The sequence below is a fragment of the Saccharospirillum sp. MSK14-1 genome, assembly GCF_003054965.1.
Lineage (GTDB): Bacteria > Pseudomonadota > Gammaproteobacteria > Pseudomonadales > Natronospirillaceae > Saccharospirillum.
This window is the reverse complement of record NZ_MIES01000033.1, coordinates 553,281-579,658: the sequence shown is the minus strand read 5'-3', so window position 1 is coordinate 579,658 and position 26,378 is coordinate 553,281. Positions and strand designations below refer to the sequence as shown.

Sequence of the window (26,378 nt, the reverse complement as noted above, 5' to 3'; positions counted from 1 at the left end):
CCATTAAACAGCCTACTTAAAACCGCGTAATGCCTGCTCAACATCGACGCCAGCAACCAAAATACCCAACAACCGACCGTTCGCTGCGCGTATTGGCACACTGATTTTCACCTGAAAGGTTCGGCTGGATTCGTCGTACTCCAGTTCATCAATGTGATAGCGGGTATTGCGGCCGGTTAGTTGCTGAAAAATTGCCTCATCACCCTGGTAATAATCGCTGGTGGGTTCGCTGGCTCCCGCGTTTAAGCCCAAACGATCGGTGACAAATACCTCACTGAACACACCGTCTTGTTGACTCTGCATATAGGCAAGTCGAATGGACAATTCCGACTCCATAACCGCATCCATCAACTCGCCGCCCCCTTGACGCAATTCATCGCGCCATTGCTGATCCAAGCGTTCAATATCGTCAGTTGTCAGCCATTGATGCGCCTGATTTTGTCGCAGTAAGGCTTGCACCATCCAGTCCGACGTTTGCCACTGTGCCAACTGTTCCGCCAGCTGCACCAGCTGTTGCCGGTCATTTTCGGTGAGTAAAGGGTTGGTTGATCGGCAAGCGTGCGCCGCCTCATTAAAACGCTGCATAAAGTCCGGATTGTCCACCATAAAGGAATCGGTGACGTACAACCCAAGCTGAATATAGCCAACAAAACGACGCTCAATATTCGCCAAATCACCATTGAAGTTGGACAGCGTTTCATCAAACACTGAGTCACTGATCAACAGATGATCGGCTCGCCGCGCCAAAAAGGCGCGCACCAAACTGTCGTTACTCTGAACGGTCAAAAACTGTTTAAAACCGCGCGCTTCCAGCCAGAGTTTCTGATAGGTCCCGCTTAAAACCAAGATGCTTTGATCACGAAAATCCTCCAGCCGTGCGTTACCAATCGGCTGGTGGCTGTACCAGTACCAGGTTTCTAATTGCAGCGGCTCCGACAGCTCCGCAAAGCGGTCACTGCTGGCGTTTTTAACGTATAAGAACCAGCCATCGATGTTGCCCTGATCGGCTAATCGGACCACTCGCGGCCAAGGCGCAATCGAGGTTTCGTATCGATAGTCGGGCAGCGCATCAAACACACAGTTCAACGTCGCCGTTGCCTCGCCCATCAATTGGCGATCGTCGGTGATATCAGTGTAGGGCGGCATGATGTTGGTGCCCAGGCGCATCGTTGTTGTGGTTTGCGCCAACGCACTGTTGATCATCACAGCCAGGAGGAAAGCGGTGGCAATTCGCATGGCCAGCCTCCAAACAGTGGTTCCTCACAGTATAGTCGAGGAATACTCATCTGCTCGTTGGCTGACCTAAGAATCGCCGATTTAAACAGTGATCGTTAACCTTGCTTGGGTCCCACCCACACCTGTTTGGCATTCACAAACTCGCGAATGCCATGCGGACCCAGCTCCCGACCCATGCCCGAACGCTTTATTCCACCGCTGGGCAGACGCGGGTCGGTTTTAACGATGCCGTTCACCGCCACCTGGCCGGTTTCCAGTTGAGCGGCAATGGCTTCACCGCGCTTGGCATCACTCCAAACCGCGGCAGCCAGACCGTAAGGCGTGTTGTTGGCAATACGAATGGCGTCGGCTTCGTCTTGCGCTTTCATCACCACCGCAACCGGACCAAAAGTCTCTTCGCGCGCACCACACATCGATTCAGTCACATTGGTCAGCAGTGTCACCGGATAATAAAAACCCGGACCGGACGGCAGTTCACCCCCGAGCACACAGCGAGCACCCGCAGAAAGCGTGTCGTTGACCTGACGGTGCAGGTTGTCGCGTAAATCAGCCCGGGCGATGGGGCCGATGTCAGTGCTCTCTTCGCGCGGATCGCCCAGCTTGAGTTTGGCCAGACGCTCGGTCAGCAGTTCAACCATCTGGTCGTACACCGGCGCCTCAACGATGATGCGCTTGGCAGCAATGCAGCTTTGACCCGCGTTGATGATGCGCGACAAGGTCAATGTATCGGCCGCGGTTTCCAGGTCGGCATCGGCCAAGACGATGGCCGGGTCTGAGCCACCCAGTTCCAGCACCGAGTGTTTGATTTCCGAAGCGGCGATGGATGCCACAGCAGCGCCCCCTTTTTCAGAACCGGTAAACGACACGGCCTGAACACGGGGATCGCGAATCACGGCTTCTACCGCCGGCGTTTCCAATGGCAGATTCAGGAAAATGTTCTGGGGTGCACCGGCGCGCACAAAAACATCGGCAATGGCTTGCGCGCAAGCCGGGACGTGGGGATCGTGTTTCATCACACACACATTGCCGGCCATCAGCGTTGGAGCGCAATAACGAAACGCCAGCCAGAACGGCGCATTCCACGGCAGAATGCCGAGAATCACACCCAGAGGTTCATAGCTCACGTAGGAATGATGCGCATCAGAAGCGAGCGTTTCGGTGGCGAGATATTGCTCGGCGTGTTCGGCGTAATGCTCAGCACACCAGGCGGCTTTTTCCACTTCGCCACGGGCTTCTTTAATGGGTTTGCCCATTTCTTCCGTCATTAGAATGGCGAGCCGGTCAACGTCGTCACGCATGACGTTGGCAGCCTTACGCAATACCTCGGCGCGTTGTGCAAAACTCGTCTGGCGCCAATCTCGATAGGCCGTTTCGCCGTCCGCCAGAATGCGTTCCACCTGCTCGGCACTGGCGGGTGCAAATTCATGCAGGGTTTCGCCGTTGCTGGGATCAATTGCTGTCAGCATGCTGAGTCCTCTTACTAAAACAGTGGCCGCAGCCACTGTGTTGGAGACGATAAAGTTGCCAAAACCAATGGCTGGCAACCGCCAGCCATCCTCGTTTGGTATCAGGCGTTCATCACCGACTTGATGGTGGTTTCCAAAATGCCCAGGCCTTCGCTTAAGTCGGCATCGGGAATGGTCAGTGGCGGAATCAGCTTCAGCACTCGACCACCGGAACCGCAGGTACCCAACAGCAGACCGCTTTCAAAGCATTGCTGTGCAACCGTCTTGGCTTTAGCACCGTCACCGAGATCGATGCCTTGCATCATGCCTTTGCCGCGGACGCTCACGCCGTTAAAACCGCTGGCAATGCTTTCCAGATGTTCTTTCATCTGCGCGCCTTTGCGAGCGACGTCTTTCATCAGCGCATCGTCGTCGAAATATTTCAGCGCTTCGACACCGGCCACAAAGGAGAAACCCTGACCGCGGAACGTGCCGGTATGTTCACCCGGGTTCCAGTGTTTGTCGTGCTCGGGCTTCACCAGGTTCATCGCCAGTGGAGTACCAAAACCGCCGATGCCTTTGGCCAGAGTAATGATGTCCGGATCCAGACCCAGACCATCGAAACTGAAGTAATTACCGGTGCGACCACAGCCCGCCTGGATGTCATCCAGAATCACCAGCGCACCCAGATCTTTCGCCAGTTTTTGCACCGCTTGCAGCCATTCGCGAGTGGCAACATGCACACCCCCTTCTGCCTGAATGGGTTCAATCAAGAAAGCGGCTGGCGCCTCCAGTCCACTGGACGGATCGGCAAAGAGCGCGCGCAATTCTTCAACCCGGTCAACGCCCAGAGACGGATCACCATTTTCAGCGCCGAAGGGTTCGCGGATGACGTTTTCCAGTGGTACACCGGCTGCATTACGGAAGGCCGCGTTGGCGGTGCACGCCAAAGCGCCCAATGTCATACCGTGGAAACCATTGGCATAAGCGACAATATTGCGGCGACCGGTGACCCGACGCGCCAGCTTCAGCGCCGCTTCAACGGCGTTGGTTCCGGTCGGTCCCATAAACTGCAGTTTGTGATTCATACCACGCGGCTTAAGCACGGTTTCAACAAACTTGTCGATAAAGGCGCGCTTGGGTGTGGTGTGCATATCCAGGCTGTGCGCGACACCGTCGTTTTGAATAAATTCAATCAGCGCCGCTTTCATGCGCTCGTTGTTGTGACCGAAATTCAACACCCCGGCACCGGCAAAAAAGTCGATGTATGATTTGCCGTTTTCATCCACCTGCCGGGCGTTAGAGGCCGATGTAAAAACCGTTGGGTACAAACGGCAGTATCCGCGTACATCGGATTCCCACTGTTCAAATGTGCTCAAATCCATAACAGCCTCTCCTCTGTTGAGCCGTGAAATTCGACGCTGGTTAGACTCGTTTTGCCAGCATCCGGTTTGAAAATTTTCGTGGCGCGACCTGATTATTTCGAGGTCGGTAAGGGTGCACCCACCAAGCGTGCATAGACCCGCGCCACATGGGCAATCAGCGCATCGTTAAAATCGTACTTCGGGCTGTGACAAGGCCAGTCGTGCCCGTCACCATCGTCCGACCCAATCAGAGCGAACGCACCCGGGATATGTTGAAGGTAGTAACTGAAGTCCTCGGACGCCATGATTGGCACGGCAACCTGAGTGGCCAGCGCTTGATCACCAAACTCGTCAAGCAGCGCCTGGCGGTACAAAGCCGCCTCATTGGAGTGATTGATGGTAGCGTCATAGCGCGGGTAAACCGTGACCTCACAGCGCACACCATAGGCGTCGGCGGTGGATTGGGAGACGGACTCAATCAACTCAGACAGCACCGCACGAGTGCTCGGATCTGCCAGTCGAAAGCTGCCTTCAAGCACCGCACGATCAGGAATCACCGTCACGCCCGAACGGGCATCAAAGGACGTGACACTCAATACGGTCGCTTGCTGAGGCGGCAAGCGACGCGCCACCACCTGCTGCAATGCCACGATTAACGCAGAGCCGGCCAAAACCGGGTCCCGACACAGTTCCGGCTGACTGGCGTGGCCACCTTGGCCAATGACTTCGATGCGGAACGTGCCGTTACCCGCCATGACGGTGCCATCCGGGCACACCGCCTGACCGTAGGGGATGGCTGGCCAGTTATGCCAACCGAAAATGGCATCAACCCCTTCCAGAGCACCCTCTTCAATCATCTTCTTGGCACCGTGCCCCCCTTCTTCTGCCGGTTGAAACAGTAACGTCACCGGGCCGGGCAAATCGGCTTCGTGCTGTTTTAACCAGCGGGCTGCAGCAAACAGCGCCGCCGTATGGCCATCGTGACCGCAAGCATGCATACAGCCTTCGGTTTCGGACGACCAGGCTACGCCACTGTCTTCCACAATGGGCAAGGCATCAATGTCGGCGCGCAACGCCAGATGTCGACCTTTCGCCTTCGGGTTCAGGGTTGCCACCGTGCCGGTTTCCGCACAGACCCGCCACTCGATGTCCAATTGCGTCAGACGTTCACGAATGGTCGCTGCGGTTTGCTGCTCCGCCCAGGTCAGCTCCGGCTGACGATGCAGGTCACGACGCAGTTCGACGGCGTCTTTTACCAGGGCTTTCCAGCTTGTCTTAGCGGACTGAGACACGGGGCACTTCCTTTCATCGAACAGCCGGTTCGAGAGCACAATATCGACCGACTGACGTTGCAATATTTTGGACGTTGGTACGTCCGATTTCATTCACCTGTTTATAAAATCAAACATGAATAATTAGGCTTTCGTAATAACCCAAGCCGAAGGTCAAACTACCCTAGATTTTTTAACCAAGGGCTTGCAAGTTTTTTTTGTTTTTTTGCGCAAAGTGGCGCGAGAAGACAGGCAAAGCGCGGCAAACCACACCCTATGGAATTACATAAAAATTCGATTAATAGCTTTATATTTCAATAGGTTAGCAGTTACTGATTTGGCTATCACTGATCGTATAGCGCAGCTATCGCGCGCTTTGACGGATTTTTTGAAAGATCGAGATCGTCAAATTTAAATCTCGAAAAAATGCCGTAAACCGAACGAAATATTTTTAAGGGGAATAATGGTTAGGTCCCTAAAAATTACGCCCCTGAGCATCGCTTTTGGCGCATCGAATCAACTCTCAGCGCCAAAATTGTGCAATTTATCGAACAACTATGACCAGGGCAGCCAACCGAAGTGATCGGCAATCTGACTGAATGACATCAACAGACAAATGGAGATAACCAGTGGCCGAATCAATCGCGCGCCCCCGGCTAACATGGTGTGACTGCCAATATAAGCGCCGGCCACCTGCCCTAACATCATGGCGCCACCGATCACCCACACCACCTGACCACCGGCAGCAAACAAGGCCAGGGAGGTGACATTGGTGGTGAAGTTCAGCAACTTAGCGCGGATGGTCGCCGTCAATAACGTTTGGCCGCGAAAGGCGACGCCACTGGCGGCAAAGAGCGACCCGGTTCCGGGCCCGAATACTCCGTCATAAAACCCGAGCAAAGGCACAACAAAACCGGCCCAGCGTTTTTCACTCATGCGAGCTTCAGCTTCCATTTCGCCCAGTTTGGGCGTAAGCAAAAAATACAGCGCTACCAGAATTAATAAGACGGGAATAAACCAACTGAGCCAATCGGTATTAATGTGCTGGACCAGCCAGGTTCCAAGTGCCGAACCAATGGCCGCCATTACCATCAACCACAATAGATGCCGACCACGCAGATGACCTTTAAAAAAGAGCGTTAACGTTGATGTTAAGGTGCCAACCACACCCTGGCTTTTATTCGTAGCCAAGGCGTTCACCGGCGGAACACCGGCCAATAATAAGGCGGGCAAAGCAATTAAACCGCCACCGCCGGCGAGCGTATCCACCCAACCAGCCACAAAGGCAACACAGAAAAAAATCAATAACAGGGAAACGGACCAATCCACTTCGACCACGACGGTCTCCAGCAATCAACAAGCCCGCTATTGTGCCTGAGCAAAAAGCGATAAGGCACTCAACCGCCCATAAAAAAAGCGCCACGAATGCAGCGCTTTTTAACATCACTATTGAGCGTTATGTGGGTTATTCCAGCGATGGCATCACACCGACACTGCTCAGACTTTGCCAAGCGCGACGCGCATCGGCTTCGTCATCAAAACCGGTCGCCAATAACTGATAGTTTTGATCGTTATCGGACCAGTTGACCACCAGTTCCAGCGGGCGATCGTTAATCGATTGATACGCTTGAAACCACAGCACTTCAGGCGAGACCAGTCTGGCCAGAACCGCATCGGCAGTGGTTTCGTTATCCAGCGACAAGCTGTAAGCGTCTGGCGTTTTACCCAGGGTATAGACGTAAATGTCACCCACCGGCAGACGCGGATTGTCACGATGCTGAGCGTCGAGTTCGCGACTTTCCAACCAAGCGCGCCAGCGATCGAGTTGAGCCGGGTTGGAAAAACCGTCGAGATAGAGCCAGCCCTGATTTTGCGCTGCGTTCCACACCAGGCGATGACGGCCAGGCAAGGTAGTATTCGCAGGGCTCAACACCGGCGTTCTGAACTCTGGGTCGGCAAGCCAGGCTTCGACGCGCTCGGCGCTGACCGGGCCCACCACCAAGGTGTCGGTCATCATCGGCACGGGCTTGGGTTCGACGCTGTTCATCGCCTCACGATCCGGCGCTGGCTTAGCGTCCTCTGGCACCTGATTCATGGCCGACACATCCGGTGCGGGTGGCCGCTGACCCGGCAATGAATTCATGCGAGCAATTTCTTCCGGTGTGTAGGTCGGCTCGGTGCTGCGTTCAATGGTTTCTGTGGCAAAGGCTTGCTGCTCCATTGCCTGTCCATCGCTGCCGGGAACCACACGTTTGACGCGCGCCTGAATGCCGGAACGACGCAACTGCCGGCGCCAGTGATCGGTCGCTTCCAAAGACGCATATTCACCCAGATAAAACCCGACGGCGCCGCCCTGACTGTTCTGTCCCAGGAAGACCGCCTGCGGGTCTCGCTCATAAGCCACGGTATTAAAAAACTGGCGCAAGCCTCGGTATTCCATAGCGCGAACCGCCTGTGACATCGACGAAAACTCGCCGAGCTGCAAGGTGTAAGGTCCTTCGGGATAGCACTTGCACAGCTGCGACAATTCAATAATAGGCGGCAACGATTGCGAGCTGTGACGCGGAATGTATTGCGGCACTTGGGGATCAATCTGCACCGGCGGCTCTTCAGGCGCTGGTTCAGCCCCCGACTGCGCACGCGTTTGCTCTGCCATCGCCTGGCTTTCCAACGGCGTTGGCTGCGTACCGAAGGTCAGACGCAGGCCATAGCGCCAGCGCCATTGATCGGGGATCTCTCCATCGAAAAAACCTTGATAACCGCCATTAGCAAAGACGCGCAAATGATCAAACACCGGCACGGAAATATCGGCATCGACGCGGTAACCAGGCGTGAACTGATCAATGACCGAGTCACCCAGGTTATTTTCCACACCGACGGTGGACATAATCAGGCCGCCGATGACCTGAAAGCGCGGACCCAGGTTGCCCTGTTGCAGAATTAATCCGGTTTCAGCCTGACTGAAGGTGCTTTGCAGCGTGTCGCCCTGGAAGTCGTATTCCAGAGCGCTGAGATAGCGATAGCCCAGATCGAGGCCAAGGTAGGAATTGAACATCCACTGACCGTGACCGGCGATGCCCCAGCCTGTTGCGTGGTCACTGCTGGCGGCACCCAGGTCCAGACTCAGTTCGTCGGCATGCGCCGGCACCAGACTGACCACCAGCCCAGCGAGTATATTGATCATCCCACGATGGCCTAAGTGCCATCTGTGAATCCGGCTTGCACGCATTGAGTTTCAACCTTTGTCTTGACGAAGCAGCCGGTGTCATCGGTACACAGGCTCCCCAAGGTTATCGCCCGCCAAGACAGAAAGTTTAGGCGCCCGCCTCGTCCGGGTTGAGGTTCACCTCTAATACGTAACGGCTGGCTTTGATTGGCTTGCGGATGTCGTGCTCCCACAACTCGGCGTCATAGCGTGATTTCGCCCACTCGGCCAGGTCGTAAAAAGGTTGGCGGCCTGGGTCAGCAATCAAAACCTGACGAACACCCGCTTTATCGGCACGCTTAATCAGTTTTTTCCAATCGTCACGCAGACTGTCCCAGAAACAAATGTCACCACCGACGATGGTATCGGCCATGGACAAATCATCGCGACTGAGTTGATTCAATTTACGCTGCCAGAAAACCGGTTTAAAACCGTTCAGTTCGCCGTGCAAATGCAGGTAGGGTTTGACGCTTTTATCGGCGTCGATCGACATGACTTTGGACTGAAAGTGTTTCTTTAAAAAGAACGTCGTGGGTCCCCAGCCACAGCCAATATCAAAGACAACCCGATGACTGGGAATGGGATCAAGCAACAGATAATCCATCAGTACAAAGCTGGAGTCCCAGACTTTGGTGCCATGAATATTGGCTTCACCGTGTTCTTCGCGAATGGCTCGAACGGATTTGTGACCGGGCTTTAAAAAGGTCAGACCATGAGCTTCGATATGCTGTTTGGGCAAGGACTGCTCCGCTGGTTTAGGCGCGAAAGCAGCAGCATAGCGGTTGAGGTCGGCGCCGCCAACCGCTGTCTTAATAACCGACGTATTGTGACCGGATTAGCCGTGCACTGGAATGCCCAGACGCCGATAGATAAAGCTCAACAACCAGGCTGGACCAACCATTAAAAACTGAATGTCCTGAAAGAAACTGGGTTTCTTACCTTCAATTTTATGACCGACAAATTGTCCGATCCACGCCAATACAAACAACCCAAGCGCAAATGCCCAAAGCGGTAAGGCAAACCCAGCCGATTGATACGCCAGGATCAGCCCGACCGACACGGCTGCCACCAGGGCCATACCCAACGTTAAGGTCCAGGACAATCGAGCGTAAAAAAGGACACCAAAGAGGATGAAAACACTGGCCCCATTCAGCCAGGGATGATCGGCCAGGCGCACTTGCCACAACAGCGCAAGAATGCACCACAAAATCACCGGCACACAGATCCAGTGGATGCGTTTATTGATTCGGTTTTGGTGGCTTTCGCCGTATTCGGACAACCATTGGTCTACGGATTTGTTCAGCATAGCGCCATCCTTTTTTATCGTTATAGATCGCACTGAACCATCCTGCCACCACCGTTTGAACCGTTCAAACGGTAATGCCTATTAGCCGTTAATGGTCACTCCCGGAAGACTCGGCAGGCGGCATTGATGCCAATTTGGCTCAACTTGCGGGTTGGCAAAGCCATTCGCCTGGTCCAGGTTTAAAACCGGTGATTCATCTTCGGGGACGCATAACCGTAAATGGATGGGTGTTAGATCGTTGATCTGCTTGGTCCGATCCAGCTGACCATCCCAAATCACCGGCGGCAAGCGCCCCCCAAAACCGAACAAGGTCCAGCGCAGCCACTTCAGTTTAAAGCCGTCCGGTTGCATACCACTGTCACCATATTGGTTGTCGTGTACGTAGATAGACTCCGGGTACGGATCGAGAACCGAGGGCTGTTGGGTTGCGTCATCGATCATGACGGTGCGCACATAGATATCGGCGGTATCGTTTTCTGCCATCCGGTTGCCGTAGACTTCAATCGCATCCCCACCGGCAATCTGAACTCCAATACCGCGCCACAGCTCAGCCAATTCCGATGCCTCGGCCGCGGTATTGTCTTTGTTGTTGCGCATAATATCGTTATCGAACAAACGAATGGCGTAGGCTGACAGGGTTTCGGTCGGTGCATTAATGATGCGAATGCCTTGGGTGTTATCGACCACGACGTTGCTGTGCAGATCGCTGTGCTGTGAGTTCCGCACATCAATGCCCATCAAACTGCCGTTAACCCGGCTCTGGCGTACCACCACAGCCGCACTGCTGCGCAGCAAAATACCCGTCTCTGTTGCACCATGAACGGTGATGTCATCGAGCAACACCCGCCGACTGTCACTGACCACGATGCCTCGGGGGCCTGCATCGACATCCTGCCACTGCACTTGCACGGCGCTCAGGGTGGCTGACTGAACACCGTCAACACGCATACCGGTATTGCGAGCGTCCGTAATACGGAGGTTACGAACCGAAATACCATCGGCCAGCAATTGCACGCTGGCCTCATCCGTCTGCTGACCAACAAACGACAGAACGGTGTCGCCATCCTCAGAACCCGCCAGCGTCAGTCCAGTAACGGTCAGCTTAATGGCTTCATCAAACTGAAACTGACCGGCGGGTAAATCAATCTGTTCGCCCGACTCTGCGGCAGCCAGCTGTTGCACTAAACGCTCTTGAAGCGACTGCGTTGGCTGCACGTCATTGTCACCCTGGCATGCCGCGAACACGACAGTTAGACACAACAACACGGCAATACGAACAAGGCGCAGACACGACAAAACAGCTTCTCCTATAAGCGGGCAACGCAGTCGAGATGTTTCTGGGAATAAGAAAAGGCGGGCAGTCTAACGAAAAAAGGACGCGAATGCGTCCTTCGATATCGATGGCTTACTCTGTCGAGTTTTTGAATAAATAAAATCCTCACCGAGCCCGAATACTTTGGATATAGGCATCCAGCTCAGTCAGGATTCCTTGGGAAGAACTGTCGATTATCGAATGATCACCAAGCGTCCCGAGCCCGACAATCTACCTTCGACAGCACCAGCGATCAGTTATCGCTGAGAACCGCTACGCCTGCAAACGTCAGTTCCTCACGCACTTCCGGCCGCGCCAGCTGGCTCAAGGTATTGTAGTTACCGCGACGACGTGACTTATGCTTGTTGACTGCACTGAGGAACGCCAGGAAGGATTTTTTAGCGGGTTCTTTCTTCTCCATTTCCGTTTCACCTTGGGATAAATGCTCTGATGGCTGTACCCCTCACCGTCAGATGACTATTGATCATTGGGTACCCTTACTACTTTAGTCCCGTTGACGACAGACATCTGCACAAATATTAGACAAACATTATTGACCTTAATTTCACAATGGTGGCTCATTGCCAATAAATCGTGAATTCGATCACACTTTTTAGGCCATTCAGTAACCAAGGTTCTTGTTGAGCGCAGTAAGACCGGTGCTTCCGGCAGTACCGGTCTTACTTGACTCATTATTGACTAAAACTCACTGAACGGCCGAATCAATGCCATGACTCTGCGTTCATTGATGAAGAATTAATCAATATTCCAGCCACTAAACAGCAGGCTGCGGTGTTCGTAGTGGCCAGTGCACCAGCAAACTCGCGCCCACCAACAAGACGGCGCCCAGGCACTGCAGCGGCGTCAGTGCAAAACCGAGGAACACCCAGTTAACGATGCCGGCGGCCACTGGAAAACACATTTCCGCCAACGCACTGTGGCGCGACGCTATGCGCTTCAGACCGCGATAATAAAATGCCATGCCCAGCAAACCGGAAATGGACACCATCAACGCGACCCAGCCCAGTTGAGGCGCCGTGACCATCAAGGCATCCGGCGCAATGGCGAATACCCACGGCAGTAAACACAGCAGGCCGACGGCAAAACGGCCGGTCATTAAGGCGCTGGTGCCATAACCCCGCTGACTCAGTTGTTTACCGAAGACGGTACTGGCACCCCAGCTCACCACCGCCAACAGCGTCAAACCGTAACCGGCCAGACGTGCCTGCAACCCGGGCTGGTAAAACCAGTCCTGACCGCCAATAAAGGGCAACAAGTCTTCCCACATCAACAACAGGCTGCCGGCCAGACAGACCGCCAGGTAGGCCAAAAACCCATGACTGATGCGCTCGCCCAGCACCCAGGCTGACAGACTGACCGCGACGATTGGTTGCAGTTTCTGCAACAGAATGACCAGCGTCGGGTTCATCAGGCTAAAGGCCTGAGTAAAGGCCACGGTGCCCAATGCCGAACCGAGTCCGCCAATGACTAACAGTGGCAACAGATCGCGCCGGGTAAACGGCCAAAGCCGAACCCCCGCAACACGGCTGACGACCACCATCATCAGCAACAACAGGCCATGCTCTAAAAACACCAGCTGCAAACTGCTTAAACCAGCGCTTAGCAGTGGGTAGCGAATGAGGGTATCGAGTGCCCACAGAACGCAGGCCAATAAAACATACAGAGTTCCTGTCACAACACTTCTCCGAGGTGACAGGGCTTGGCTTTTCGAAAGGATAAGAACGCAGACGGCCGTGCTCAGATCCACCGCGGTTAACGGCCCATCCGGAAACACCACCACCATCGCCCAACGGCGATGCTGCGATCAACTTCTTTCATCCGGACTATCACCGTCGGCTCAGGAATGAGTGAATGAATCACTGCACCTGATCTGCTGACCCTGCTTTGCATCACACAAAACAGGCGCTCGTGGGCTCTGCGAATTGGGCACCTACCCGATCGCACTACCACCGGTGGGGACTTTCACCCCGCCCTGAAGTTGAACAACGCCTTTATGTTACGCCGCGTGTTGCGCTCAAACAATGCAGTAAATTCGAACGAGTCGTTCACAGCCAAGCGACATCGCCGTGATTGTCCCAGGCCAGATTCAGCTGCCCCTGGGCTTGCACGCCCCCACCCTGCGTCGTGCGGGTGCGCCATTGGCCTAAGCCATTGGCTGCCCAAAGATCCCCGTCGGCCTCGGCAAGCATGGCAATGTCGCGCATGGGCTCGGCCGCAACCGGCTGTCCATTGCGCCAATGCAGCAAATGATGCCCCTTGGGCGAACTGACACTCACCCCACCCGGGTACGCCACCACACTGGCGATGTAATTGTTCATTTGCAGCCAGTGCCAGGGTTCGGCAGTCAGTGCTTGCCAACTCGGTTGGTGCCAACTGACTCGGTACACCAACGGCAAATCGGTGCGACCAGGGCCGTAATACTGCAATCCGACGTACACCCAGTCGGCGTCCACATCCAAATGCCGCACAGAAAACCCCGGCCCTGGTGACGGCAATTCAGCGCGCACGCCGCCCCGCTCATCGAGCAGTAACAAAGCACTGGAAAAATGGGTGTCACCCTGGCGAACGCCATTGCCCAGACCGCCCACGGCGAGCGCCGCGCCACCGGATGGGTGGGCCACAATTTGATGCGCCCCAATGCCCGGTAAAGGCAGGTCTTCAACCCAGTCATCGGCGGTTGCTGACCACTTCGCCAGATGCACGGCACTGGTTTGAGCGTGGCCTAAGGGTATCCAACATTCGTCGCCCTGCCAGCAACCGTGGCCGACAAAAATACGTTGCTCTGGTGGTGTCAGTTGCTGCTGCAGCTGACCATCCGCCGGGTTGAATAACCCCGCCCATTGACCCGGCCGACGCGCAAATACCCAGGCGCGCGGCTGCACGGAATCAACCGCAAAGCCATGAGCACGACCGGGCAAAGGCGTGCGATAGCGCAGCTGTCCGTCACTGTTCAGAGCGGCCAAGTAGTAGCCATCGTCCAAACCGTGAGCACTTCCCAGCCATATTCGCTGCTGTCCCTGGGCTCGAACCCAGGGCGCTAAAGCGGACAGCCCCGCCAGCGTTAAAAAGGTGCGCCGATCAATCGCCATCTTGATTGTTGAACCCGATCAATAAGGAATACCGCGCCGCCACGTCATCGCTGAGCCACGTCTCCACCGCGACATTCACCGCGCGGATGCGTGTACTGATGTCCCACGCTGCCTCGGCATCATCCATTGGCCAGCCCTCGGGTAATTGATCCGCCAATTGCTGCACATCGCTGCTGAGTGAATCGGCGGTGCGGTCCTGAGAATCGTCCGGGAAACCATCGGTGACCTCGACAATGCGCCGCGCCAGATCATTCAACGCCGCCTTCACTAAGGTCAGCGATTGGCCCGTTTCAGAAACGTCGCCCATAAAGGGGCGATAACGGCCGTCGGCTTCAGGTATGACTTCTCGCAAGCGCTGATTGATGCGACTGGCCTGCGCGTAGAGATCGTTGGTCGCCAGCGTCAGCGCACGATCAGCCGGTGTCAGCCGCAACGGCAATTGCTCGGTAATTTGGTCCAGATAGCCCTGATACACCTCAGCCCAATCCAGCAACAGCACACAGTCCGGTTCCGGTTGCGCCAGCAACCAATCCACCGCCTGAATACCATGGCCGGCTAACTGCAACGACTGGTAGGTTCCCTCAGCCCGTTCTTGTTGATGCGTCTGCATTTGTCGACCGACAATGCCACGACTGTCCGGCCAGAAGGCGACCCGGTAACCCAACCCCAGCTCATCGATCACCGCGGGCGACTGAGTAGTGATCACGCCCCACTGTGAGACCAGGTGCTGCCAAGCCGGTTGCACCGACTGGCGTTGCTCTGCTGATAAAAATTCCCGATCAGCACAGGCGATCTGCACTTGCTCGGCCAATTCAGACGCGGCCGCTTGCCAATCCAACACTGCCTGATTCTGTGCCGCTTCCCACTCGTCCAGCCAGGCTGCGTGCACCGGTAACACCACAGCCAGAAATACCACACCCAGATAACGCATCACTCACTACTCCTACAGGGAGTTAACAAACTCAATCAGCGCCGCACGCTGCTCCTCAGACAAGGTTTCAAACGCCTCACGGCTCGCTCGGGCTTCACCGTCGTGCCATAAAATCGCTTCGAACACCGAACTCGCCCGACCATCGTGCAGCAATTGCTGATGACCATTCACCGTCGGGACCAGACCAATGCCCCACAGCGGCGGAGTGCGCCATTCGGTGCCACTGGCGACAAATTCAGCACGATTATCCGCAAGACCCGGACCCATATCGTGCAACAACAAATCGGTAAAGGGGTGAAAGGTTTGATTCGATAACGCAGGCCGATCTGGCAAGGTTCCAGTCGTCATGGTCGGTCGATGACAAGCCGCACAGCCGGTATCACTGAACAGTGCTTCACCGCGCTGTACCTCGGGCCGGTCATGATTGCGCTGAGCCGGCACTGCCAAATGGCCGGAATAAAACGTCACTGCATCGAGTAACTCAGTGCGCACTTCCGGATCACCACCGTTGACCGACTGCGCACAAATTGGCTGACGCGGTGAACAGTTTTCACTGCGAAACAATTCGCTGGTCAGCCCCAAATCACCATTGAACGCCGCCGCATTCTGCTGCCGCAACGTTGGCTGGCCGGCTTTCCAGCCAAAGCGCCCCAACGCCTGTGATTGGCTCTGCACATCCCAGACGCGATTGGCGCGTCCTGAAACACCGTCGCCGTTGGCGTCGTCAGGGTCGGCCCAGGCCAACACCTCCTCTTCGGCCACGGCTTCGAGCAGTCCCAGACCAATCATCGCCGGGGCAAGGCGCACGGACACGCGCGTATCCGGATGCATATCGCCCGCACTTAACTGTGTGAAGACCGGCGCAGGTCGACGCAGCATCACCTCAGAGCCATCAAGTAGGTGATGTTTGTGATCGGTGAATTCGATCGTCACACGCCCTTCCGGTTGCGTGCCGGGAATGCTGGCATCCTGAAACTGACCACCATAGGTCGGCTCCGGTATCACACCATGACGGGCAATCCAGTCTTCGGCCACGCTGTCATCCGCTGGAATACTCAGACGAACCAACATGGAAACCGCATTATCGGCATCGCTTTCCGGCAAATGGCCGCGCCCATCTTTAATATGGCAACTCTGACAGGCGTTGGTATTGAACAACGGCCCCAGACCATCGCGTGCCGTGGTGGTCGCCGGGGCCGGTATCCAGGGATTGCGGAAAAACGAATTACCGACGCTGAAATCCAGCCGTTGCTCGAACGACAGATTGGCCGCTGGCAATGAAAACGCATTAACGCCGGTGCTGTGGACGGTGGTATCACCACCGGTCATGGGCAGATCGGCTGCCGACGGTAATGCCAACAAGACAGAAACAACGAAGCCGCCCAACCGAAACCGGTGGCGGCCTGGAGTCACAAGGTTCATGTGCGCTCACTTCATGATAGGCGAAGCCATACGAAGTCGGGGCCGGATCAACCAACCCCGAATCCCGTTAGAACTGATGGTCGGCATTATCCGGATTGAGACGATCAATATCCATCGCCAATGCCATCTCTTCAATAATGCGCGCTTCGGCAACCAAGGCATCGATGGCGGACTGAACCAACGCATGGCCTTCGGTATTGTCCATGGCGATCAGCTGATCGAAATGAACATTGTCCTGCTCGGCGGATGCAACCAGCTTGCTCATAGCGGCATCCACATCGGCAAAGGCGGCATCGGCACGCTCGGCCAATTGCGGATCGTTCGCCTGCAGATAACCTCGGATGGAACTGCCGTCTTCGTCGCCAAACTCACCACGGTACACATTGCGAATACCGCGAGCGTTATAGAAGTGAGAGTTGTGGGTGTTGTCGGAGAAACAGTCGTGTTCGTCTTCAGTGGAGAACGCCGACAGCGCCACCTTCATCCGCTCACCGGCCAACTCACCCAGCGCCAGGCTGCCCATGCCGTAGAAAACACGACGCAAGGCGTTGTCGGTCGGCTCGCTCAGCAACGCAGCGCGATAATTATCGGACTGATTCGGCGCCCACTGATCCACCATAAATTCCAGATCAGCGATCAACAGATCCATGGTCGCCTGCAAATAGGCACGACGGCGATGGCAATGATCGTTGGTGCAATCCGCACCCACCACGAAGTCGGTGTACGGACGCTCACCGGCACCGGCATTGGTGCCGTTCAAATCCTGACCCCACAGCAAAAATTCCACCGCGTGGTAACCCGTTGCAACGTTGGCTTCCGAGCCGCCCAGCTCATTCAGCGACGCCAGCAGTTCCGGTGACAGCGTGGTCACGTCCAACTGCTGTGAACCCACCTGAACACTGTCCGCCGCGATCAGGTTAGCGGTCGCGCCCGGGTTACCCAGCTCGTGAACGTAGCTGTCGTCCACGTAGTCAATCAACCCTTCATCCAGCGGCCAGGCGTTCAACTGACCTTCCCAGTCATCAACCACTGGGTTACCAAAACGAAAGACTTCCGATTGCTGATAATCTTCACGCGCGTCAATCCAGGCATCTTTGGCGGCTTGCAGGCCGGCTGCCGAGGGCGCACCCACAAAGCGTTCAATCGCGCGCTCCAGCGCTTTGGCCGACGTCAATGACGCCTGGTAGGTGGTCAAAGCCACATCTGCGTATTGCTCAACAACAGCATCCTTACTGGGTGCAGCGGCATGAGCGACGCCAAAAGCCAGGGAACAGGCCGTCAGCGGGACGATGAACAAGCGATGCATGGGTAACTCCTTGTTTTATGAAAATAGTTGTATGAAATAACGAGGGACTGCGATCCGCGTAATAGATGTAAAATAATCGTCATTAATGATAATGACTTGCATTAGCAAGAGCAACCGGAATTGGATCGTTACCCTTTGAAACTTGCAGCACCGGACCTGCTTTCGGCCTAATAGGCGGCTCGACACACTCAAGGAGCTAAGATGACTCAGGGTCCCATTCGTTCTGGACTGATCGGTTATGGCTTGTCCGGTCGCGTGTTTCACGCCCCCTTTATCGATGCACTGGATGCATTTTCGCTGGATGCCGTCGCCAGCCGACAAGCCGATACCGTTCAGGCGCGCTACCCTGACTGCCAGGTCGTAGCGGGCGCCAAAGATTTAATCGCTAACGATCATCTCGACCTGATCGTCATCACCGCTCCCAACGATCAACACTATCCGTTGGCCAAAGCCGCACTCGACGCGGGCAAGCATGTGCTGCTGGAAAAACCCGCCGTTACTCAATTAACGCAAATGGAAGACCTGGCCGCGCGGGCCGAACGCGCCGGACGGATACTTTGCGTCTACCAGAACCGTCGCTTTGATGGCGATTTCTTGCACCTGAAAACACTGCGCAGCGAGGCACCGCTGGGCCAATTGAAACACCTGGAATCACGTTTTGATCGTTTTCGTCCACAACCGCAGTCGCGTTGGCGGGAACAGCCCGGTGATGGCAGTGGCATCTTCTGGGATCTGGGGCCGCACTTGATTGATCAGGCCTTGCACCTGCTCGGCGCGCCTGAAGCGCTGACCGCAAACCTGAGAACCTTGCGCACCGGCAGCCAGACGACCGATTGGTTTGAACTGCAGCTGCACTACGCCGACTGCGAAGTGGTGCTGGGCTCAACACCCTATGAAGCGGGCGCCATGCGTCGCTTTAATGCCCGCTTTGAAGGCGGTGGCTGGCAGTGCTGGGGGCTGGATCCGCAAGAGGAAGCGTTGCGTGCCGATCAGGCGCCGACCGATCCGGCGTACCCCAATCTTGGTGCGCCGCAAAATGGCGAACTCGCTACCCTTGATGGCTTGCAGCACGCCACACCCACGCCCGGCGATTACCGGCACTTTTACCAACACCTGGCCCAGGCGATCACCGGACAAGGCGCCGCCCCGGTCAGCTTGGACGATGCTTGCGCACTGCTCTACACCTTAGAACGTGCAGAAGAATCCGCCCGCCTGGGTCAGCGTCTGGATTGGACGTATCAGCGGCCGACGCACAGCTGATTCGATGCGTTATTCGGCGTCAGCGCCGCGCTGTCGGTTCTGCCAATCCGTGAGGCCTGTCGACAGCAAGCGCTGAGCGGTGCCGTCTTCGATCACTTCGGTCAGAATGTGCGCCAGCTCGCCACGTAACGCTCCCGTGTTGCACGGCGAGCGATGCGACAACGTCAGGAACAGCTGTTCCTGGCTGATGGGTGGTTCCAGTGACCGCAACTGGCCGGTAAAGCCCAGTCGCTCAGCGTAAGCGGCGGCCGGAAACTCTTCGTAGAGCAGATAATCCACCCGACCCTGAACCAGCATGCGCATGGCTTGATCGAGTGTCGCCACACTGTCGATGTTCAGATGTTCGCGGGCGTAGCTGTCGAAATCCTGACCCAGGCTGTTATTAATCAGGCTGATGCCCTGCCAGCGGCTCAGGTCGGCCCAGTCCTGATACGTCAGCGTTTGATCCTGGCGCGTCCAGACCAGACTGCGAGTGGTGTAAAAAGCAGGATGGATATAGTCCATATATTGCAGGCGGGGTTTGGTTAAGAACGCGCCGGCAATCAAGTCGACTCGGCCTGCTCGTACTTCTTCCTGAGCTCGAGACCAGGAACCGGTATAAACCACCTCGATAGGAATGCCCAGTCGTTGCCCGACTTCCTCAAGCAACTGCTGATTGGCGCCGACTAAGGCGTTTTCATCCTCCGTCGAACGCCATAAATAAGGCGGATAATCCGGATTACCGGTCGCCAACAACCGATCACAATTGGATGCGACCGCGGGTAACGGTACCGACAGCGAGCACAGCCCTAACCAGAACAGTACAAACCGCCCCTGGACACTGAACATGACAATACTCCCGAGCAAGAAGACTGGGAGACGCTCCTTGTCCCGATCGTAGAGATCACATACTAGAAGTGCCCGGAGGCAATCACAACTGCCTAATTCGGTTCAGCGACGCTGCGCCAGCCAGTCTTTGAACACCGCCGAGCTGCGTTTAGGGGTACGCACCAGGGTGTCGTAATCGACATGCACAATGCCAAACCGCTGGCTGTAACCTTCAGCCCATTCAAAGTTATCCATCAGACTCCAGGCGAAATAGCCACGCACATCGACTCCGGCTGCAATGGCATTGTGCACCGCCTGCAAATGTTGATCGTAATAACCAACACGCAGCTGATCATCCACTGCACCATCAACAATGCCGGTGTTATCGGCCGCGCCGTTTTCGCTGATGTAAATCGGTGGCAGGTTGTCGTAGCGGGCATTGAAACCGGTCATCAAATCGGTCAACGCCTGCGGATAAATTTCCCAGCCGATGTCCGTTTTAGGGGCGTCTTGCTCAATCGATTCGTAGTCGCTGTTGTCGCCGGCACGAACCACAGCACGGGTATAGAAGTTGATACCCAGGAAGTCGATCGGTCGCGCCAGAATGTCCATGTCACCCGGGTATACCGTTGGCATCCATTCCGGATGGCGTTCGCGAACCGCTTGAGGGTATTCACCCGTCAGCAGCGGTTGCAGATACCAATGACTGTTTTCTTCATCGGAATAATCCGCCGCGGCTTTATCTTCGGCGCTGTCCGTCGCCGCGTAGGCGGGCGTAAAGTTCAGCACGATGCCGTGATCCGCCTTCGGAGCGTTGGCGCGCATTGCCGGCAATGCCAGACCATGACCCAGCAACAGATGATGCGCCGCCTGGAAACCCAGACGATCGTCTTTTAAACCCGGCGCATGAACACCGAGACGATAGCTCAGAAAACCGGCGCACCAGGGCTCGTTCAAGGTCGCATAACTTTCGACCCGATCCCCCAACACCCGCGTAATCTGATCCGCGTAATCGGCAAAGCGATACGCCGTATCGCGGTTAACCCAACCGCCACGGTCACCCAGATACTGCGGCAAGTCCCAATGGTAGAGAGTCGCGACCGGACGAATACCGCGCTCGAGCATGCCATCCACCAGACGATCATAAAAATCGAAACCGGCCTGATTCCAAACACCCGGCTGCGGTTCAATGCGCGGCCAGGCAATGGAGAAACGATACGCATCGAAGCCCAGTGATTGAATTAAGTCCAGATCGTCCGGCCAACGATGATAGTGATCACAGGCAACGTCGCCGTTGTCACCTCCCAGCACTTTACCCGGGGTCGCACAAAAACGATCCCAGATACTTTCGCCGCGACCATCTTCGTGGGCTGCCCCTTCAATCTGGAAGGACGCTGTGGCAACGCCAAACAAGAAGTCTTTCTGCGCCAACGGCGAATTCGCGGGTAAATTAAAACTCATAACACTCTCCAAAAATGAGCGGCCTCACGGCCTGGAAAATCAGTTTTTAACAGCGCCACTGGTCAGGCCATGAATCATTTGTCGACTGGCGAGCATGTAGATCGACACCAGCGGCAAGATGGAAATAAAGGTGCCGAGCATCAACGCGCCCCAAGGGGTATTGGGCACACCCTGCACACTGCGCAACATCTGAGTGATGACCATTTTGTCGCTGCTGGTCAGCACCACCAGTGGCTGCAAAAAGTTATTCCATAAGAACACGAACTGAACGATGGCCAAGGTTGCCAAACCCGGACGCAACAACGGCAGCGCGACACTCCAATAGGTCCGAAAGGCATTGGCACCGTCCAGGCGCGCCGCTTCCAATAAATCCTTCGGCACCGAGGCCATGACATACTGACGCATTAAAAATATGCCAAACGGATTGATTGAAAACGGCAACCAAACGGCCAGGTGGGTGTTAGTCAGGCCGAGCGCATCGATCACCATATAATACGGAATCAGCGTCAATATCGGCGGCAACATCATTGAGCAGATCATCATGGTGAACAGCACGTTACGGCCGCGGAATTTAAACACCGCCAGAGCATAACCACACATGCTGCAGAACAATAACGAAGCAGCCGTTCCAACGACCGACACCGAGAAGGAATTCAGCATACCGACCCAGAAATCCATCGCATCGAGCAAGCGTTGGTAGTTGTTCGCCAACTGATCACCGATGGCCAGATTCAAGCCGCTGCCAAACATGGTGCTGCGATCGTGCGTGGCCATCAACAATGACCAGAAAAATGGAAAAACCGTCAGAAAAACGGCTGTCAGCAACGCCGCCCACATCGCAGCCCGCAACAGCAGTTTCATAAATCGTCGAGTCAAATCTGCTTTGCTCGTTTGTTGCCAGTCATCGGCAAAGGTATCGATGGCCATCTCAGTCGCCTCCCAGGCCGCGACGGCCAAAGAACCAGAAATACAGACCGGTAAAAATGCCGATCACAACAAACAGAATCCAGGAAATAGCGGCCGCTCCGCCCATATCAAGCCACTCCCAGGCAACGCGATACAGATAGTTGGAGACGGTCATACCATTGGTCGACGCGAACTGCAGACCCCGCGTCAACACATAGGGCTCATCGAACAGATTCATGTTGCCGATGATGGTCAGCGTCACCGCAAAAAAGATAAAGGGCCGCAACAAGGGCAACGCAATATGCCGAAAACGCTGCCACGCGGACGCGCCATCCATGGTTGCCGCTTCGTACAACTCATCGGAAATGGTCGCCAGTCCGGCGGTGTATATCACGGTGTTAAAACCCACGTATTTCCAGAACACCACGAAGGCGACGGAATAACGAATCACCGAATTTTCCTGCACCCAGCCGATGGGCAGGAAATGATTTAACCAGCCAAATGCCCAAGCAGTGACCGGCCAGTTGGCCAGGCCCATCAACGCCTGGTTAATGATGCCGCTGTCGCGCGAATACATGATGTAGAAAATCATTGAGATGGCGATGGTTGAAGTGACGTAGGGCAGAAAATAGGCCGTGGTCAGCCAATGCCGCGCACGCTTACCCAGCTGCACCAACAAAAAGGCCAGTGGCAACGCCACCAGATGCTGAGGTACGCCGGAATACAACGCCATCAAGATGGTATTCCACAAGGTTTGCCACAACGTCGGGTCGGTTAACCCCAACGCATAATTTTCCAGCCCGACGAATTCCATCGACCCCAAACCCTGCACCGGGTTCCAGGTGTGGAAGGACAGAAAAATCATAAAGAAAACGGGAAAAATTCCGAACACACCGAAGATCAGAATGTACGGTGACATAAACCAGTAAGGTGTGCTTTTTGACCAGAACCGACGCCAGCGCTGATCCGGCTCCGAGGTCACAGAAGACTGCTTGGTTGTACTCATAAAACGGACCTGACAAGGCCTGCCAGATGACAGGCCAGAGGGTGTTCAGAGCCGGATAACCGGCTCGGGTTAATCAACGCACGCGACGACGAATCTGACGCTCTGCGTTGGCCAGGGCAGTATCGATATCGACACCGTCATTGAGCACTTGCTCCAAAGCCGTGGTCATCAGCGACTCGGCAATCTGGTCACCTTCGTGCGGCTGCACCGGCTCGATGTTTTCAGCGATGTCGGCAAACAACAAGCGCGCCTGTTGACCGCGCAGGAATTCGATCGACTCATCAAACATCGGGTCGTCATAGGTTTCAGTGTGCGCCGGGAAGGCGGCGATGTTTTCAAAACCCGCGCGCTGGATGTCTTCACTGATCATGTATTCAACCAGGTCCCAGGCGGCTTGCTGATGTTCAGACTGCTTGGGAATGGCAAGGAAAGAGCCGCCCCAGGTGCCGTAAATGCCGTCGGGCAGATTACTCACGCCCCAGTTACCGGACGTTTCCGGCGCCATCCAGTTTTGCAGGTGACCCAGCAGCCAGGCACCGGACAACTGAGTGGCAAAGCGGCCTTCGCGGAAACCGGCATACCACTCTTCGGTCCACTCAGAGATCTGACCATCCATGCCTTCATCACGGACCGCTTTCGCCAGTTCAAAGGCACGCTGGAAACGCGGACCGGTGACCAGCGGTTCACCATCGGCATCGAAGAACAGACCATTGCCCGGCTCAACATTAAAGTTCCAATACGCAGTGGCAACGGCCGTGGCATCACCAATCAGCAAAATGCCGTCTTCTTTCAGTTCACGGCCGTAGTCGAGATAGCTGTCCCAATCATCAATGACGTTATCGACGTCATAGCCTTTGTCTTCCATATAGTCGCGGCGGTAATACATGACGCCCGGGCCCAAATCGACCGGTACCGCATACTGACGACCATCCGCGCCCTGACCTTGAGCCACGGCGTATTCGGCAAAATCATCTTTGTAAGGCGCAAAGCGATCGGTCAGATCAACAAAGCCGCCAGAATTGATAAAGGAGCCTACAAAACCACGGTCCACCAGCACCACATCGCCGGCGCCACTGCCGGTGGCCAGGTTGGTTTTGAGTTTGTCGTGATGACCGCCGTGCTCGTTCATCAGCAATTCGACATTGTGCTGCGGAAACCCACCGAGGATGGCTTCCAGCTGGCTGTCGTAGTCGGGATAGCCGTCAAAACGAAGATCTGCAGCCAGGGTTGTGCCCGCCAGACCAGCGACGGCCATAGCGATACCAAGATTGCGCTTGAGGTTCATTGGTTGCCTCCAACCATTGTTGTTTTTGTTGTCGTCGGCCGCCGAAAAGCGGATACGACTGGCGTTGTCTGAGCGAAGTTTCAAACCCCGTGCTCGCCGAAGAAAGCCTCAGACGGTAAACGGTCCGGCGGCCAAATTGGCACATCCGATGGTTCTTATTGTGACCTTTGCCCGAGTTGGACAGAGATACTGTAACCGTTTACAGTTACCCTAAATTCGGCCGGCAGGCGTGTCAAGCGTGACCATCGTCTAACCCGGCGCAAACCTGAACCATTTCAGGATTCAGGTTTTTCACACCTTATAAAAAGAGCTCGGTATGACGCTCCAATCCAATGCCAACGCAAAAGCCCAGATGCAAGACAGCTCCGCTCTGACGGTCGGTGTTGTCGAACAGAGCCACCGAAATCTTTGCGCCGTCGGACACGCGGCGGAGCGTTATCGTCTGCACCGAGACCTGGCCTGGGGCGCCTTTCATTGGTTCAACAGCGATGCTTACCCGGGCGCACACCAGCAAGATAAACAGGCGCCGGTGTATGACCTCGACGACCGGCGGGACCTCAGTGGCGGCTGGTACGATGGACCGGATTACGGTCATTACAGCGTCACCGCCGCCTGGTCGATTGCACTGCCATTACTGACCTGGATGATCCGGCCACAAGCGCTGCCTGAGCGCATTCAACCGCTGCACAATTACCATCCGGAGCGCCCGGCGATTCTGGATCTGGTTCGCCCCCAACTGCGGTTTTTATTGGCCATGCAACGCGGCGATGGTGCGGTTCACCACCAACTGAGCAGCACCGACAGTGAAGCCCCCAGCGAGGCACCCGAGGCGGATCATCGAACCCGCTGGTTAATGCCCATCAGTACGGCAGCAACGGCAAACTTCAGTGCCACCCTTCATCTGGCCGCGCGCGCCTTTGAACGCTCGGCTTTGCCCGAAGACGGGTTATTAGCGCAGCGTTGCCGAAAAGCGGCACACCAGGCCGATCAATTTCTCAGCACCCACCTGGAATCCATCCCGTCGCCGACGACGCCTCACAAAGACGGCTTGGGCGGGGCGTACCCGGACATCGATGAACGCGACAACCGATTGTGGGCCAACGTCGCCCGTCACTGGAGCGATCCACGACCACTGAGCGATCGACAGTATTATCGGTTGTGGGAATTAGCAGGCAGCGCTCGATTGGGCGACGCCCAACCGGGTTGGCAACAGTTAAACTTCCTGGCGGTGTTTAACTATCTGGCCATGCCTGAACAGGACAGCACCCTCAAAGATGCCTTGTTAACACGCATGGAGAAGACCTTTCAGCGCGAACGTGAGCGCCAGCTCAGACACCCTTATGGTCGTCTCAATGGCCACAATGATACGCCTGCGGACGATCACAATGGCACGCTGGCAACCCTGGGAACTCAACTGCTTTGGTTGCATCAACTGACCGGACGCCCGCACTGGTACGACACCGCCTTCGATCTGAGCCCCTGGTTTTTTGGTCACAATCCCGATGCCACCATCTGGACCACCGGTGCGGCCGATACGCAAGTGCACCGTCCGAGTTTTGCGCCTCTGACCTCAGGCGCCTTAGCGGCAGCACCGGGCATGCTGGTGCGGGGACCATCGGTCAAACCGCCGGTCAACAACGAGCACAGCGCACCACCCGACAGCCACGCAGTCAGCATCGAATGGCAGGCCGCCTGGGCCTGCTATCTGTCGTTATTGGTGGCCGGGCCACGCTGAATCGCGCGGC

General features: G+C 55.7%; 22 protein-coding genes and 1 riboswitch. Of the genes, 2 read left to right on the top strand and 20 right to left on the bottom strand.

All coding sequences use genetic code 11. The features are described from left to right. Window positions 1–12: 12 nt before the first annotated feature. The 15 genes from BGP77_RS11675 to BGP77_RS11610 form a co-directional block, all read right to left on the bottom strand. A complete protein-coding gene (locus tag BGP77_RS11675) occupies window positions 13–1,236 on the bottom strand; it encodes a hypothetical protein (protein ID WP_108164907.1) in 1,224 nt (407 codons plus the stop codon). Between the two features lie 95 nt (window positions 1,237–1,331). Next, window positions 1,332–2,702 (bottom strand): NAD-dependent succinate-semialdehyde dehydrogenase, encoded by a 1,371-nt coding sequence (locus BGP77_RS11670; protein ID WP_108164906.1) that lies wholly within the window; start codon window positions 2,700–2,702, stop codon window positions 1,332–1,334. Between the two features lie 101 nt (window positions 2,703–2,803). Beyond that, window positions 2,804–4,060, bottom strand: coding sequence for an aspartate aminotransferase family protein (locus BGP77_RS11665; protein ID WP_158269419.1), 1,257 nt, complete (start codon window positions 4,058–4,060; stop codon window positions 2,804–2,806). A 98-nt stretch (window positions 4,061–4,158) separates the two neighbouring features. Beyond that, window positions 4,159–5,337 carry a N(2)-acetyl-L-2,4-diaminobutanoate deacetylase DoeB2 gene (gene doeB2 / locus BGP77_RS11660; protein WP_233252351.1) on the bottom strand — a complete coding sequence of 393 codons (1,179 nt, stop codon included), beginning with the start codon at window positions 5,335–5,337 and terminating at the stop codon, window positions 4,159–4,161. A 534-nt stretch (window positions 5,338–5,871) separates the two neighbouring features. Continuing rightward, window positions 5,872–6,654, bottom strand: a complete 783-nt coding sequence (locus BGP77_RS11655) for a TSUP family transporter (RefSeq protein ID WP_233252350.1) — start codon at window positions 6,652–6,654, stop codon at window positions 5,872–5,874. Window positions 6,655–6,781: 127 nt separating this feature from the next. Further along, a complete protein-coding gene (locus BGP77_RS11650) occupies window positions 6,782–8,500 on the bottom strand; it encodes a porin family protein (protein ID WP_108164903.1) in 1,719 nt (572 codons plus the stop codon). A 130-nt stretch (window positions 8,501–8,630) separates the two neighbouring features. Continuing rightward, entirely contained in the window at window positions 8,631–9,260 is a 630-nt protein-coding gene (locus BGP77_RS11645) for a methyltransferase (protein ID WP_108164902.1), read from the bottom strand. 96 nt (window positions 9,261–9,356) lie between these two features. Further along, entirely contained in the window at window positions 9,357–9,827 is a 471-nt protein-coding gene (locus BGP77_RS11640) for a DUF962 domain-containing protein (protein ID WP_108164901.1), read from the bottom strand. A gap of 81 nt (window positions 9,828–9,908) precedes the next feature. After that, window positions 9,909–11,009, bottom strand: a complete 1,101-nt coding sequence (locus tag BGP77_RS11635) for a parallel beta-helix domain-containing protein (protein ID WP_158269357.1) — start codon at window positions 11,007–11,009, stop codon at window positions 9,909–9,911. A 383-nt stretch (window positions 11,010–11,392) separates the two neighbouring features. Then, entirely contained in the window at window positions 11,393–11,560 is a 168-nt protein-coding gene (locus tag BGP77_RS18065; RefSeq protein WP_158269356.1) for a hypothetical protein, read from the bottom strand. A gap of 354 nt (window positions 11,561–11,914) precedes the next feature. Then, a complete protein-coding gene (locus BGP77_RS11630; RefSeq protein ID WP_158269355.1) occupies window positions 11,915–12,835 on the bottom strand; it encodes a DMT family transporter in 921 nt (306 codons plus the stop codon). Window positions 12,836–12,962: 127 nt separating this feature from the next. Beyond that, a riboswitch (FMN riboswitch) is annotated at window positions 12,963–13,144 on the bottom strand. 61 nt (window positions 13,145–13,205) lie between these two features. Next, on the bottom strand, window positions 13,206–14,249 hold the full coding sequence (locus BGP77_RS11625; RefSeq protein ID WP_108164898.1) for a DUF1513 domain-containing protein: 1,044 nt from the start codon (window positions 14,247–14,249) through the stop codon (window positions 13,206–13,208). After that, the gene (locus tag BGP77_RS11620) at window positions 14,239–15,180 is read right to left on the bottom strand and encodes an imelysin family protein (protein WP_108164897.1); all 942 of its coding nucleotides are present in this window, start codon (window positions 15,178–15,180) and stop codon (window positions 14,239–14,241) included. Before BGP77_RS11620 ends, BGP77_RS11625 begins: the two co-directional genes overlap by 11 nt. A gap of 12 nt (window positions 15,181–15,192) precedes the next feature. Next, window positions 15,193–16,602 (bottom strand): di-heme oxidoredictase family protein, encoded by a 1,410-nt coding sequence (locus BGP77_RS11615; protein WP_108164896.1) that lies wholly within the window; start codon window positions 16,600–16,602, stop codon window positions 15,193–15,195. A gap of 67 nt (window positions 16,603–16,669) precedes the next feature. Then, the gene (locus BGP77_RS11610; RefSeq protein WP_108164895.1) at window positions 16,670–17,908 is read right to left on the bottom strand and encodes an imelysin family protein; all 1,239 of its coding nucleotides are present in this window, start codon (window positions 17,906–17,908) and stop codon (window positions 16,670–16,672) included. Window positions 17,909–18,109: 201 nt separating this feature from the next. Here BGP77_RS11610 and BGP77_RS11605 point away from each other — a divergent pair, with 201 nt between their 5' ends. Then, on the top strand, window positions 18,110–19,168 hold the full coding sequence (locus BGP77_RS11605) for a Gfo/Idh/MocA family oxidoreductase (RefSeq protein WP_108164894.1): 1,059 nt from the start codon (window positions 18,110–18,112) through the stop codon (window positions 19,166–19,168). Between the two features lie 9 nt (window positions 19,169–19,177). Here BGP77_RS11605 and BGP77_RS11600 read toward each other — a convergent pair whose 3' ends face one another. From BGP77_RS11600 to BGP77_RS11580, 5 genes are all read right to left on the bottom strand, one after another. Continuing rightward, on the bottom strand, window positions 19,178–19,996 hold the full coding sequence (locus tag BGP77_RS11600) for an ABC transporter substrate-binding protein (protein WP_108164893.1): 819 nt from the start codon (window positions 19,994–19,996) through the stop codon (window positions 19,178–19,180). A gap of 102 nt (window positions 19,997–20,098) precedes the next feature. Then, a complete protein-coding gene (locus tag BGP77_RS11595; protein ID WP_108164892.1) occupies window positions 20,099–21,436 on the bottom strand; it encodes a GH1 family beta-glucosidase in 1,338 nt (445 codons plus the stop codon). A gap of 39 nt (window positions 21,437–21,475) precedes the next feature. Then, window positions 21,476–22,363 carry a carbohydrate ABC transporter permease gene (locus BGP77_RS11590; RefSeq protein WP_233252349.1) on the bottom strand — a complete coding sequence of 296 codons (888 nt, stop codon included), beginning with the start codon at window positions 22,361–22,363 and terminating at the stop codon, window positions 21,476–21,478. Window position 22,364: 1 nt separating this feature from the next. Beyond that, window positions 22,365–23,348: a carbohydrate ABC transporter permease gene (locus tag BGP77_RS11585; RefSeq protein ID WP_108164891.1), complete on the bottom strand. Its 984-nt coding sequence runs from the start codon at window positions 23,346–23,348 to the stop codon at window positions 22,365–22,367. 73 nt (window positions 23,349–23,421) lie between these two features. Continuing rightward, window positions 23,422–24,633, bottom strand: coding sequence for an extracellular solute-binding protein (locus tag BGP77_RS11580; RefSeq protein WP_108164890.1), 1,212 nt, complete (start codon window positions 24,631–24,633; stop codon window positions 23,422–23,424). Between the two features lie 316 nt (window positions 24,634–24,949). Between BGP77_RS11580 and BGP77_RS11575 the strand changes: the two genes are divergently transcribed. Further along, complete coding sequence (locus BGP77_RS11575; protein ID WP_108164889.1) at window positions 24,950–26,368, top strand: glycoside hydrolase family 9 protein; 1,419 nt, start codon at window positions 24,950–24,952, stop codon at window positions 26,366–26,368. Window positions 26,369–26,378: the final 10 nt, after the last annotated feature.